Consider the following 13335-nt stretch of genomic DNA (forward strand, 5'->3'; position numbering starts at 1 on the left):
GTGCGAAGTGGACGTCCGGGCGGCGCGCGCAACTTCTCTCTCCTCACTGCTCTAGAAACTGACGTGAGGTGAGCACGCTGCCCAGGCTCCCTCCCCCCTTGCGGGGGAGGGTGGGGAGAGGGGTGACCCCGGGTGAGATGATTGACGCGAGCCTCGGTCTCGCAATCTCGATCGCGCTTCGTTGAAGCGCTGAACTGAGAGAGTGTGCCGTGTAGTACCCCTCTCCCCAACCCTCCCCCGCAAGGGGGGAGGGAGCCCTGCCGCCGGTGGCTCCCTTGCACGGAGATGTTTCGCGCAAGGAAAACGCGTCAAACAAGAATCTAGAGCGGCGCGGCGCTCTCGCCGCGGGCGCTCGACAATTTCGAGGCGAACGAGGCGACCACGATGATCACTGCGATCAGCGCGATCACCAGCGTGCAGATCGCGTTGATCTCGGGCTTCACGCCGAGCCGGACCTCGGAATAGATCCGGATCGGCAGCGTCGCCGAGCCGGGACCGGTGGTGAAGCTCGCGATCACGACGTCGTCGAGCGACAGCGTGAAGGCGAGCATCCACCCCGCCACGATCGCCGGCACGATCAGCGGCAACGTCACCAGCAGGAACGCGCGCACCGGATCGCAGCCGAGGTCCATCGCGGCCTCCTCCAGGCTGCGGTCGAGCGTGGCGAGGCGCGACTGCACCACGACGGTGACGAAGCACATCGTCAGCGTGGTGTGGGCGATCGTCACAGTCCAGAAGCCGCGCTCGGCATTCAGCGCCACGAACAGCAAAAGCAGCGACAGGCCTGAGATCACCTCGGGCATCACCAGCGGCGAATACAGCATGCCGGAGAACAGCGCCCGTCCCCGGAACCGTTCGCCGCGCGCCAGCCCGACCGCCGCCAGCGTGCCCAGCAATGTCGCCAGCGTCGCCGACACCGCGGCAACCGACAGGCTCATCCACGCCGCCTCCAGCATGGCGCGATCGCTGAAGAACTCGTGATACCAGCGCAACGACCAGCCGCCCCACACCGTCACCAGCCGCGAGGCGTTGAACGAGTAGATCACCAGGATGACGATCGGCAGATAGAGGAACGCCAGCCCGAGCGCCAGCGACGTCATGTTGAAGCGCGTGAGCCTGGTGACACTGGAAGCCATCAGCGGCCCGCCTCTAGCTGACGCCGCTGCAAGCGGTCGTAGAGCACGAGCGGCGGCACCAGCAGCAGCAGCAAGGCCACCGCCGCAGCTGACGCCACCGGCCAGTCCTTGTTGGTGAAGAACTCGAGCCACAGCGTCTGCCCGATCATCAGCGAGTTGGAGCCGGCGAGCAGATCGGGGATCACGAATTCACCGACGATCGGAATGAAACAGAGCAGCGCGCCGGCGCCGACGCCCGGCAGCGACAGCGGGAACGTCACCAGCCAGAACGCCTGTAGCGGCGAGGCGCCGAGATCGCCTGCCGCCTCCAAGAGCGAGGCATCCATCTTCGAGAGCGTCGCATAGAGCGGCAGGATCATGAACGGCAGGTAGGAGTAGACGATGCCGAGATACATCGCGCTGTCGGTCGACAGCCAGACCACCGGCGTCAAGACAATGTGCAGCGCCAGCAGGATCTGGTTGAGCAGGCCATCATGCTGCAAAATGTTGATCCAGGCATAGATGCGGATCAGGAACGAGGTCCAGAACGGCACGATGACCAGCATCATCGCCAAGCCCTGCCAGCGCTGCGGCAACCGCGCCATGCCGTAGGCGATGGGATAGCCGATCAGCAGCAGGATCACGGTCGAGGTCACCGCGACGACGAGGCTGCGCAGATAGGACAGGATGTACAGATTGTCCTGCAGCAGCAGGCGGAAATTGTCGAACGACAATTGCGCAAACGCGGCCGCCAGCGCCGCGCGGCCTTCCGTGAAATCGAACACCGGCGTATAGGGCGGCTGCGCGATCGCGGTCTGCGACAGGCTGATCTTCAGCACGAAGCCGAACGGCACCAGGAAGAACAGCACCATCCAGAGATAGGGCGCGATCGCGGCGAGTCGTGCCGGCCGCGCGAAGATGCGGCGCGCGCTCATTGCTCGAGCACCAGGCAGTCGTCGGCGGTGAACCACGCCACCACGCGCTGGCCGGCGAGATAGGCGTCGACATCGAGCCGCGCGGTGTTGGCCATCGACGACCGCACCACCGCGCCGGATTCCAGCTTCACCCGGTAGCTGGTGACGCCGCCGAGATAGTTGACGTCGGTGACGACGCCCTCCAGCCGGTTGATCGTCTGCGATGCGCCCGCGTCCGACGCCGGCGCGCGGCGCGACAACTTCACCTTCTCGGGACGGATCGCGACGCTGACCACCTCCTTGGTCACCGGCGGCCACAGTTCGCTGACCGCGAGCCTGCCCGCCTCCGCGGTCGAGACCGTCAACCGTCCATTCTCGCGGGCGGCGACCTGGCCGTTGAACAGATTGATGTCGCCGACGAACTCCGCGATCCAGCGCGAGGCCGGCGCCTCGTAGAGGTTACGCGGGGTCGCGACCTGGACCAGACGGCCGGCATCCATCACCCCGATCCGGCCGGCCATCGTCATCGCCTCCTCCTGATCGTGGGTGACGATGATGAAGGTCGTGCCGAGCCGGCGTTGCAGCTCCATCAGCTCGCCTTGCGTGCTCTCGCGCAGCTTCTTGTCGAGCGCGGCGAGCGGCTCGTCGAGCAGCAGCACCTGCGGGCGGCGCGCCAGCGAGCGCGCCAGCGCCACGCGCTGCCGCTGTCCGCCGGAGAGCTGGTCGGGCTTGCGCTTCTCGAGCCCCTCGAGCTTGACGAGCGCGACCATCTCCGCAACGCGGGTCGCGATGTCACGACGCGCCATTCCGGCGCGCCTGAGGCCGAAGGCGATGTTGTCGCGCACCGACAGATGCGGAAACAGCGCATAGTTCTGGAACATCATGTTGACGGGCCGCTCATGCGGCAGCACCTGGGCGATGTCGTTGCCGCCGAGCAGGATGCGGCCTGCGTCCGGCGTCTCGAAGCCGGCGAGCATGCGCAGCAGCGTGGTCTTGCCGCAGCCGCTCGGGCCGAGCAGCGCGAAGAACTCGCCGGCGCGGATGTCGAGCGAGAGCTGGTCGACCGCGCGGAAATTGCCGAACGACTTGGCGACGCCCTCGATCCGCAGCAGCGGCATGTCCGAGACGGCCGGTTCAGGCAACGGCCTTGCCGCCTCCCCACTCGCTTCGCCCGATGTCACGTCCGCAAGCCCCGATTCCCCGCAAGGTCCGATCCTGGCGGCAAGCTAGCGGCGGATCGCCACCGGCTCAACCGCTTCAAGAACATCTCCCGCAATATTGTCGACGCCCGCACCTCTGCTGGGCGTGTACTCAAAAGCGCGTTGCGTCGGCTTTGAGGTCCAAACCGGAAGACACTTGCTCAGTCTGAACCTTGTGCTCCTGACTCGAAGCTGACGTTTGGCGCTACCGTGAATTTAGCAGTATGTTGCGGCAAGCAGCTTCTCGATGGGAACATCGCAAGATGACCGAAAGCGAAATGAATTTGTTGGTCGCTCTCGCGGGGATGGTCGATCAATTTTGTGGCAGCTCAAAGGGGTTCGCTGATCTCCAGGCCATGTCCGCTCCTCATCAAGCGGCAGCGGTGCTGGCGGACTACGGACTGATGAAGGTTCTCGATGCGCGCTCCGCTCAATGGACTGAAGCTGGCCGGAAGTTGCTTGAGGACGCCAACAGCGCTGTGCAGTCCCGGCTCGCTGAGGTCCTAAAGCCAGAACATAGGGACGTTGCTCCAGTGCGTGATGCGGGGGTTTGGATCTTGAAATCGAGAGACCGTTAAACACACGAACACGGAGTTATCAGATCTCGCCCATTTGCAGGTTGCGATCTGCTCTTGTCTTTCGGGCATCCGGTTACGATCGCATGCCGAAACGCATTTTTAACTATCCAGTTTCGTCAGCGCATAACACGCTGCATCCTATCATATAAGTCGAGAAACAGCACACGTAGCCTCGCGTAAAACACACCCTCTTTGGTTCGATGTGAACGGGCGAAGCAGCAATGATTTCGAGCCGCAATGCTTTAAGGTTGCAGACGACGCTCTACGTCGTGACGCTTCTTTTATTTGCCGCGTCGCTGTTTCTGCCCGTGGTCGTGACAGTTGAAGCCAACCACGGCTCACCCCCCACAACGGATTAATGGATCGGTTGGTGGTTTCTGTTCTTTGGCCCCCTCGGCGTCTCGAAGGGGCAGCTCGGCTGGTTCGCCAATCCGTTGATGCTGCTTTCCGCCATGCCGATGCCGCCTCATCTCAAATTGATTTTTGCGGGTCTTGCCGTGGCGCTTGCCGTCTCAAGCCTGACAACAACTTCGATGCATGTCGTAGATGCTGAGTTGGTCGTAACGAGCGCCAGGTCGGGATTCTATCTTTGGCTTGCTTGCCCGTTTCTTCTGTTATTCGGGGCACTTGTCGGACCAGACGGCGAGATCATTGGTACCGGAAGGGGGCAGAACGTTTGATCGCAGCCCCCGTTCCCCGCATGTCAGAAGGTGAGCCGACCTAGGCCAGGCGGTCTGGCGTGGGCGGCTTGTGACCCAAAGCAGCATCTTGCTTGTCAGAATCCGGGGCCTTGATGACTGTATCGGGGCACTGAGACATGCGACAGCTTGATTTCGACCAGAGCAAGCTTCTCGCTACCAGCAACCTCAAGTTGAGTTTGAATTGGTCCAGGCGCATCAACTCGCACGCCGTCGAATTCGACGTAATATCCCGCGTGAGCGATGTCCGATCGCACTTTGGGATCATAGCCATAGGCGACGAACGCAAGGTTTTTTGCGATCTGGACCACGAACAGATGAACCTGCCAACCAGTCTGTGGTGTATACATCGTTTTTTTGGTCACCACCCTTCCGGTCCAATGAGTTATGTCGTGCGGAAGCTGCGTTTGGCCCGCGGATTGAACCCAAGCCTTTTGGAAGGCTGCTTGACCAGCCGGCACGGGAAGCATTTCCTCTTCTGGTTCTGGGGGCGCGCATGACGCCAGAGAAATCGCGCACAATAGGAGCCCAACGGTTCTTTTGCCAAACATGATGGACGTGAACGTGCACGCACGACGCTAAGAATTGGTTGCGTACACCAAATAAAGCGCCGTCGCCCTAAGCCAGCAGCAGGCAAGCCGATGTCCCCTGTTGGCCCAACTCGGACCTCCGGCCATTTCCGCTCTTGCGATGCTGTTAAGAGCTAAGCAGACGTAAGCCCCGAAGTGGCTCGTTGCCTTTGCGAGTGCATGCCCTAGACTTCGCAGCCGAATTCGGGAGGACAACCGATGATTCACGACCGCTACGGCCTGCAGCTGACCACCAATTCGGACCGCGCCGCTGCCTATTATGTCGACGGCGTCGATCGCATGCTGGCGGCGCTGCACGGCGCCGACTCAGCGTTCGAGGCGGCGATCGCCGAGGACCCCGATTTCGCTTTGGCCCATCTCGGCCGTGCCCGCGTCCACCAGCTCAACATGGAGGGTGCCGCGGCCCGCGCCAAGGCAAACGATGCGCGCCAGCTCGCGCCGGCCGCGAGCCCGCGCGAGCGTCAGCACATCGACATCATCGCGTCCGTGATCGAGGGCCAGGGCAAGAAGGCGATGACAGCGGCCGAACAGCATCTTACCGAGTATCCGCGCGATGCGCAGATACTCTCGCTGTTGCTCGGCGCCTTCGGCCTCTACGCCTTCTCCGGCCGGTCCGACCATGACGCCGCGCGGCTCGCGATCTCGGAACGTCATGCCGGCGACTATGGCGACGACTGGTGGTTCCTCACCTATCTCGGCTGGTCGAAGACCGAGGCCGGCGACCTCGTCTCGGGCCGCGCCGTCACCGAGCGCGGCTATGCGCTGAAGCCGGAGAATGCCGGCGCCGCGCACGCGGTGGCGCATGCGCTGTTCGAGCAGGGCGACGCGGCGGAAGGCCGCAGCTTCCTCTCCGCCTGGCTGCCGGCGAATGATCGCACTAGCTTCCTGCAGGGCCATCTCGCCTGGCACCTCGCCTTGATCGCGATCGAGGAAGGCGACGCCGACGGCGCGCTCGCGATCTACGAGCAGCACATCAAGCCGGCGGGCCGGCCCTATCCGCCGCTCAATATCTACACCGACACGGCCTCGCTGCTGTGGCGACTGTCGGTCGCCGGCAAAACGGGTCTCGAACCGTACTGGAAGGACGTCGCCGCCTATGGCGACGGCTACTTCCCGAAGGCCGGTGCGCATTTCGCCGACGTGCACCACGCGCTGGTCGCAGCCACGACGAACAACGATGCGCTTGAGGCGCGACTGGCCGAGATGGCGGCGCGCGACGCCGACGGCAAGCTGGCGCCCGGCCCTGCCGCGATCGGGCTCGGCCGCGGCGTTGCCGCCTTCGCCGCCGGCGACCATGAGCGCGCCGTGCGCATCCTGGCGCCGCTGATGCCCGAGCTGGTCCGGATCGGCGGCAGCCATGCGCAACGCGAATTGTGGGAGGACACCTTCATCGTCGCGTGCCTCCGCGCCGGCCAGGGCCGGCAAGCGACGAACCTGATCTCGGAGCGGCTGCATCGCCGTCCATCCAGGCGTGACCTCGCCTGGTCGCAGGAGGCGGCAAGGCAGTAGAGCTGTTGGAATGTTCTCCTTCCCCCTGAAAGGGGGAAGGTCGGGATGGGGGGCGGCCGCAAGCGACGACCGTTGTTGTGGAGGCAGGATCCCCACCCGCTTTGCTCTGGCGAGCAAAGCGACCTCCCCTTTGCAAGGGGAATTATATACTTGACAAGTACGGCCTAACGGTTGAGTAACCGTTTCCATAGTGGCCGGATTACATCAAATGGCGAGGCTAGCCGCAGCTGCCTCATAACGGCTACGTGAATTTTTTCGCTGATTTGGCTGCCCGGGGTCATCCTCGCAAGATTGCGAAGATAATCACCAGCGGACCGAACATAGCAGCGCCGAGACCCAAGCCAACGGCTGAGCAACAGTTGGGTAAAGAACGAATTAGAAATGGAATAGGCAACAAGAGCAACTCCGGCCCTCTCGTAAGCGATTTGTCGTTTTTCCAACCACTCCTTCGTCGGCGGCTCCTCTTCCGGATTGCCCGTCCATAATCGACTATGTTCAAATTCTGCTAAAGCCGCCGCCACGTCTTGCCGCAGTTGGATAAACTTCTGAAAAGGCTGCGCCAGTGCCGTGGTGAACAGCCATCCAATCACACCGCCAGCAAAGCCAGAAATCAGCGGCCAAAGCATCATTTTTGCTTGCGAGGCTCTGGCTTCTTCGTCGCCAGCCGTTTCATGAGTTCGTCCGCAGCGGATTTGTCTTCGTCCGCTTCGATCTCGCGAGCCTTGTCAATGAAAGCTCTCGATTGCTCTGGGTCATCCCGCGCCGGGTTGGTCTTCTGGCGAGTCCGGCTCTTGATGGGCTTTGGTTTGGGCTGAGATTTCATCGGAGACGCTTTGCGTTTTCTCGAACGGGAGTTGGCCTTGTGCAGTTTCTGGCGGCAGTTCCAAATCAGCCAGACCTAGCGTCGGGATATTCACCGATTTTGCGATGGCGATAATATCGTCATCATCCGTGTAGATGACAGAAGCCTGCGTCGTTTTGGCAATGGCAACGATCTGCCGGTCAAATTTGACCTTCTGCCATGGCGCAGTTAGTCCGCCCTTCTTATCTCCGGCTGCGAGCGCACCCCTAGTCATGACAGCCACTTCAACAGCGGCCTTAGTTTCGAATGGTTCAACGCGAAAGACCGCCAATTTGTTGATTTGTTCAAGGATAAGCTGGCTGTCTTGTGGGCTGGAACGAACAAGTAATTCGCTCAGAACCGGCGTTGGAATGACAATCTTGCTCTTCTGAGCGTCTAACATCTTGACCAAGTGAGCGACCCTCGCGTCAGCATGGTCAATCACATTGCCCTTTGAGTCGGTAATTCGCTTCGGTACATCTCGCCGAAATAGAAGCATTGCCATGGTGGTATCAATGACCACCATTCTTACTCTCCGGGCCTTTCCGCAGCATCTCTATATCGTCCAAGGTAGTATCCTTGAACGCGTTTATCGCGCGAATCCGATTGAGCGCATCAGACAGCGGCTCGTTGCTCAACGTTTCGTAAGCTTCGACTACAAACTCTTTTAGAGACCACTTCCCGTCAGCGCCGCGCTCCCATTTACCAGTGCCAATGAGACGCACCGGCTCAAATAGATGCCTTGCAAGCTTCTTTGCAGTGATGCGATCAGCCCAGCACCCGCTTACGGCTTCGCCGTTCGCTTCAATCAATACAGGAACCCACTTATGGATCCCCCCAACGCGGACAAGCATCCCGTCAATCGTTCCGCGCTCTTGCACGGCGAACTTTTCTTCAGAACTTTGCACACCAGGAAAGGGAATGATGACCGCTTCCTGGTTCGTGTCTGGGGCCTCCTTCAGAGCGCCGCAGCCATCGTCCTCGCGCAGCATCCTGTTGACAGTGTCATATGCGCGCAAGGCATCGCGCGGCGCGTCGCCACGGCGAACAGCCGCAGCGCGCTCCCTAACCTTCGGGACAGCTTCGCGCTGCACGCGGTGAACCAAGCGCGTGCTTCCGCGCTTCAACTTCACAAAGTGAACAGAGGATTCCTCGCCAAGCATGGTAGCCAGTTGGGCCATGTACTCAGCGAGTCTCGCCATCGGAATTGTGGAAGGGCTGTATGCGTCGATAAAGAACTCGAATTCGGTCGCGTCCGCCCGGCGGCCTTTTACAGCCTTCCTTGCCGGTTTGGGTTTTTTATGTGCCATGCCCATTGGAGTAGCCGTCTTCCGTCTTATTCCGACGCTGGTTACGAGTCCCGATACTTCAAGCGCTTCCCAATGATACCACGAAGCGCCTTGGTCGTGCGAGCTTCATCAGACACGCCAAGAGCCATCCGTTCGTTGTATCTGAAGTCAAACTCAGCCAAATATCGCTTCAGATGCTGCGGGCTGACATGGTGATAAGTGCCAGTAATCCCGCGTTTTAGAATAGAGAAATACCCTTCAATCGTATTGGTATGTGCATCGCCGCGAACGTATTCGCCGATGCCATGGTTAACGACCTCATGCGTAAAATCCTTATGCGTCTGGCGATACTGGCCAGCGTCGTCCGTCATTAGCGTAGTATCGGCGTCACGCTGACAGACCAGCGTTTCGCGCAATGTCTTAGACGTAACGCTCGCGACATGCTGGCTACGGACCTTGCCCCTGCGCTCAACGAGGGAGAAGGCAATCTCCTTGCCCATGCCGCCGATATTCCCTGCATTGCGCTTGCTGCGATGCTTGTTCTTCTCTTTGCCGCCGATGCAGGTCTCATCGGCTTCAACGATTTTGCCTTCGCCGCCCATGACGGTGAAATGGCCTTCACGCATAGCTTCGCGCAACCGATGCTCCATGAACCACGCGGTCTTGTAGGTGACCTTGAGCGTGCGGTGCAGTTGATGCGCGCTGATGCCCTTCTTGCTGGATGCCATCAGGTGCGCGGCCTGAAACCAGATATGCAGCTTGACGTGGCTGCGTTCGAAAATGGTGCCTACCGTGACCGTGAATTCGCGTTTGCAGGGGCCACAGCGGCGCAGGCCAGCCCGGCCGCCCCTTACGTCCGTAATGCGGTCAAAGCTGCCGCAGCGCGGGCAATGAGGCCCCTGCGGCCATACGATCTCCTCCAGCCGCGCAATGGCTGCGACCTCATTGTGGAAGTGCGATGCGGACAGGACGGACATAGCGGATTCCCTCTATGGTTGACTCTACCAAGGGGCACCCGTACTTGTCAAGTATATAGCTCCCTTTTGCAAGGGGAGATTTGAGAGTGCGTTCAATCCGCCTTCGCCATGAACGCCGCAAGCGCATCGCGATCGGCTTGCGGCATGGTCAGGCCGAGCTTGGAGCGGCGCCACAGGATATCGTCGGGAAAGCGCGCCCATTCCTTGCGCATGAGGTAGCGCACCTCAGCGCCGGTCAATTCCGGGCCGAAGGCCGGACCGAGATCGGCCTTCTGCTTCGCCTCGCCCAGGATATCCTTCACGTTCAGCCCGTAGGCGGCCACCAGCCGCCGCGCCTCGTCCTCGCCCAGGAAGCGCCAGCGGTCGCGCGCGATGTCGACCTCGGTCTCGAAACGCTGCCAGGCGAATTCACCGCCCGGCAGCGGCACGGTTGCGGTCCAGCGCGGCGTCATCGGATAGAACCGGGTGAACTCCGAGACCGCCCGCTCGGCACGGCGCCGCGAGGTGGTGATGTCGCCGCCGAAGATGGTGAGCAGCGGCGCCCTGCCGCGCCGGAAATCGAGCGATGCAGCGCCATCGCTGCTGCGCCGGCGCACGGGAGCGATCACGGAATTGGCGCCGGAAATCGTTCGCAGCACGTCGGCCGGGGTGATCTGCTCGCGAAAATACCGATTGGCTGCGTCGCAGAGATAGGCAACCTCACGCACACCCATCGCGACAATGGCGGGATCGCCCTTGAAGGGATGACCGACGCTGCCGATCAGGGTGAAGTCGCGCGCGTAGGGACTGGCGAAGATCAGTTGGCCATCGCTGTTCTGGAACGCATAGACGTTGTCGCAGTCAAACAGGCGGCGCACCACGATCTGGCTGATCTGCACGGTCGCGAGCGGTGGCGCCGGCACGCGCAACACCGTGTCGGCGACGGAGGCGGTCCACGCACCGGTCGCATTGACCAGCGACCGCGCTGTGATCACCCGGCGGTAGCCACGGTCGATTGCGACCAGCCGCCAGGCGTCGCCGCGCTCGGCCCGGGTCACGCGCGCGCCGGTGCGGATATCGGCGCCGCGCGCCGCGGCATCGACGGCATTGAGCACGACGAGCCGGGAATCGTCGACCACGCAGTCGGAATATTCGAACGCGGTTCCAAACGGCCGCTTCAGCGCATTGCCGACCGGATGGTGGGTGACATCCAGCGTCGCCGAGCGCGGCAGGCCGCTGCGCGAGGCGAGCCGCTCGTACAGCAGCAGCAACGACCGCAATTGCCACGGCGGCCGTTCCTCGGCATGCGCCGGGATTGCGAAGCGCGCCGGCCGCACCAGATGCGGCGCGATGCGCAGCAACACATCGCGTTCCCTCAGCGCCCTGCGGACGCGGAAGAACGCGCGCCGTTCCAGCCCGGCCAGATCGCCGTGGACCAGCCGCGGCGAGGCCCCCGACGCGCCGGAGCCGAGATCGCCCTGCTCCAGCAGGATCACACGCAGGCCGCGGCCGGCCGCATCACGCGCAATGCTCGTGCCGTTCAGGCCTCCGCCGATGATCGCGACGTCATAGTCCGCCATGGCAACGCCTATCGCATTTCAATGCGAACGAAATACGTGTTCGCGCGAAAAATGCGTCAAGGCGTGGCGCTTAACGACATAATGCCCGGGTGAAGCGGTCTCACGCATACCCCACCTCTCCCGCTTGCGGCGACGAGCGTACGCCTGCACGATTTCGGAATATTAGAATAATGCTCCTGAGTTGCCCGACGTGTCAAGTCGCTTGCCGGAACGCCGACCGCCACCGGCTACTTTGCATGGGGTTGTTTTCGATATTTTGGTGGCGCTCCGCCTGCGGCGGCCATCCAATCTGATTCCATCACGCGCTAATCCGCAGCGGCCGCGGCGAAAAAGCCTTCGGGGCCATCGGCCTCGATCAGCTTCTTGCCTTCGATCACCCAGAACCGGTTGGCGACCGTGCGCACGAACTGGCGGTCGTGCGACACCAACAGGCAGCTGGCCTGCTGCTCCATCAGTTCGTCCTCCAGCGTCTCCTGGCCCTCGATGTCGAGGTGATTGGTCGGCTCGTCGAGCAGATAGAAGTTCGGCTGGGTGAGCCGCAGCACCAGCATGCCGAGACGGGCCTTCTGCCCGCCCGACAGCCGCCCGATCGGACGGCCCTGCATCTCGATCGAGAGCCCGGCGCCGGCGAGCAGGCCGCGCGCTCGCTGGTCACCGACCGCGAAGCGCCGCGTCAGCATATGCAGCGGCGTGTCGCCGTCGGCGAGATCGGCCAGCGCCTGGTCGCAATAGCCGAGCACGAGCGACTCGGTGGCCCTGATCTCGGCGGCTGCCGCCGCCGCGTCCTCGATCGCCAGCCGCAGCGCCGCGACGAACCGGGTCTTGCCGGCGCCGTTCGGCCCGAGCAGCGCGATCCGGTCGCCCTTGCAGATGATCTGCTGGCCGGTCCTGAACAACGGCCTGCCGTCCGGAGTGGCGATCGCGGCGTTGTTCAGCCTGATCAGAACCTTGGCATGGGTGTCGCGGTTGGCGAGCCGGATCGTGCCGGCCGAGCGTTCGACATGCGCCGGCTTTGCCGTCTCTTCGAGCTTTTCGGCGCGCTGCTTCAACTGCTTGGTCTTCGACAGCAGAAGGTCGCTGCCGGAATTGATGCCGAGGTTGTTGAGCTTGGCGGCCTGCTGCCGGAGTTGGCGGACGGCCTTCATGTCGCGCTGGAAGCGCCGCTCGTCCGAGGCATCGAACTCGTCGAGCGCCGCGCGCGCCGCGGTGTAGGGCAACGCGAACAGCTGCGACCGCTCCGGGCGCAGGAACACCGTCCGGTTGGTGGTCGCATCGAGGAAGGCACGGTCGTGGCTCGCGATCACCACCGGCATCTCGCGCGGCAGCGAATTCAGCCAGGCCTCGAGCCGGCTGATCTTGGCGAGGTCGAGATGGTTGGTCGGCTCATCGAGCAGCAGCACGTCGGGCTCGGTCACCAGCACGCGGGCGAGCAGCGCAAGCCGCAGCCAGCCGCCGCTCAGTTGCTTGAGCGGTCGTGCCCAAAGCTCCTCCGGCACCTCCAGCGATTGCAAGGCGACATCGACCCGCCAGCTCTCGCTGGCGCGCTGCTCGCCGGGTAGCGCCTCGAGCACGGCGGCATGGAACGGGGTATCGAGCAGCCTCGGCGGCGCATCCTGCTCGACATGGCCGATCGTCAGGCCACGCGCGCGGGTGATGTCGCCTTCATTGGGCTCCATGCTGCCTGCGATGCAGCGCAGCAGCGTGGATTTGCCGCGGCCATTGGCGGCGACGAGGCCGATCCGGTCGCCCGCATTGACGACGAAATTCAGTTCGGAAAACAGCGGCGCGTTCAGCGTCACGCCGAGATTGCGTACATTGATGAGGGTCACGATCGATTCTCTGGTCTTGCCGGCGATCACGACAGCATCCAGCGGCGTCCAGCCAGCATCGGATGTGCGTGTCGGTGCGCGGCGAGGGATTCAAATGCAGGCGCAAACGCTCAAACGTTCGACGCCGCACGGCCACGAAGGGCAGACCAGGAAGAGATTTTGTCCGAGTTTCCGGTCAGCCCTGCAAACGCATTTGCAGGGCGTTGACGGGGCCACGCTTGAGGTGGGGATGAGTGA

12 protein-coding genes are annotated in these 13335 nt (G+C 62.5%); 2 read left to right on the top strand and 10 right to left on the bottom strand.

Annotated elements, in window-relative coordinates:
• Positions 1-320 precede the first annotated feature (320 nt).
• The 3 genes from ACOIX3_RS36480 to ACOIX3_RS36490 are packed head-to-tail and all read right to left on the bottom strand — an operon-like array spanning position 321 to position 3147.
• Complete coding sequence (locus tag ACOIX3_RS36480) at positions 321-1136, bottom strand: ABC transporter permease (protein ID WP_420966844.1); 816 nt, start codon at positions 1134-1136, stop codon at positions 321-323.
• Positions 1136-2050: an ABC transporter permease gene (locus ACOIX3_RS36485; protein WP_420966845.1), complete on the bottom strand. Its 915-nt coding sequence runs from the start codon at positions 2048-2050 to the stop codon at positions 1136-1138. Before ACOIX3_RS36485 ends, ACOIX3_RS36480 begins: the two co-directional genes overlap by 1 nt.
• The gene (locus ACOIX3_RS36490) at positions 2047-3147 is read right to left on the bottom strand and encodes an ABC transporter ATP-binding protein (RefSeq protein WP_420971882.1); all 1101 of its coding nucleotides are present in this window, start codon (positions 3145-3147) and stop codon (positions 2047-2049) included. The genes ACOIX3_RS36485 and ACOIX3_RS36490 overlap by 4 nt, the downstream gene beginning before the upstream one ends.
• A gap of 344 nt (positions 3148-3491) precedes the next feature.
• On the opposite strand from ACOIX3_RS36490, the gene ACOIX3_RS36495 reads away from it, so the two are divergent.
• Positions 3492-3806: a hypothetical protein gene (locus ACOIX3_RS36495; protein ID WP_420966846.1), complete on the top strand. Its 315-nt coding sequence runs from the start codon at positions 3492-3494 to the stop codon at positions 3804-3806.
• 775 nt (positions 3807-4581) lie between these two features.
• Here ACOIX3_RS36495 and ACOIX3_RS36500 read toward each other — a convergent pair.
• Positions 4582-4869, bottom strand: a complete 288-nt coding sequence (locus tag ACOIX3_RS36500) for a hypothetical protein (protein WP_420966847.1) — start codon at positions 4867-4869, stop codon at positions 4582-4584.
• A gap of 504 nt (positions 4870-5373) precedes the next feature.
• Here ACOIX3_RS36500 and ACOIX3_RS36505 point away from each other — a divergent pair.
• Positions 5374-6603 (top strand): tetratricopeptide repeat protein, encoded by a 1230-nt coding sequence (locus tag ACOIX3_RS36505; RefSeq protein WP_420971883.1) that lies wholly within the window; start codon positions 5374-5376, stop codon positions 6601-6603.
• 164 nt (positions 6604-6767) lie between these two features.
• On the opposite strand, the gene ACOIX3_RS36510 is transcribed toward ACOIX3_RS36505, so the two are convergent.
• From ACOIX3_RS36510 to ACOIX3_RS36535, 6 genes are all read right to left on the bottom strand, one after another.
• Entirely contained in the window at positions 6768-7229 is a 462-nt protein-coding gene (locus ACOIX3_RS36510) for a hypothetical protein (protein ID WP_420966848.1), read from the bottom strand.
• A 126-nt stretch (positions 7230-7355) separates the two neighbouring features.
• Entirely contained in the window at positions 7356-7970 is a 615-nt protein-coding gene (locus ACOIX3_RS36515; RefSeq protein WP_420966849.1) for a hypothetical protein, read from the bottom strand.
• Complete coding sequence (locus ACOIX3_RS36520; protein WP_420966850.1) at positions 7957-8760, bottom strand: hypothetical protein; 804 nt, start codon at positions 8758-8760, stop codon at positions 7957-7959. Before ACOIX3_RS36520 ends, ACOIX3_RS36515 begins: the two co-directional genes overlap by 14 nt.
• Positions 8761-8795: 35 nt before the next feature.
• Positions 8796-9710: an IS1595 family transposase gene (locus ACOIX3_RS36525; RefSeq protein ID WP_420966851.1), complete on the bottom strand. Its 915-nt coding sequence runs from the start codon at positions 9708-9710 to the stop codon at positions 8796-8798.
• Positions 9711-9802: 92 nt separating this feature from the next.
• Positions 9803-11269 carry a glycerol-3-phosphate dehydrogenase gene (locus tag ACOIX3_RS36530; RefSeq protein WP_420966852.1) on the bottom strand — a complete coding sequence of 489 codons (1467 nt, stop codon included), beginning with the start codon at positions 11267-11269 and terminating at the stop codon, positions 9803-9805.
• A 305-nt stretch (positions 11270-11574) separates the two neighbouring features.
• Positions 11575-13098 (bottom strand): ABC-F family ATP-binding cassette domain-containing protein, encoded by a 1524-nt coding sequence (locus ACOIX3_RS36535; RefSeq protein WP_420966853.1) that lies wholly within the window; start codon positions 13096-13098, stop codon positions 11575-11577.
• Positions 13099-13335: the final 237 nt, after the last annotated feature.

The organism is Bradyrhizobium sp. B120, assembly GCF_049075665.1.
In the GTDB taxonomy this organism is placed as follows: Bacteria; Pseudomonadota; Alphaproteobacteria; order Rhizobiales; family Xanthobacteraceae; genus Bradyrhizobium.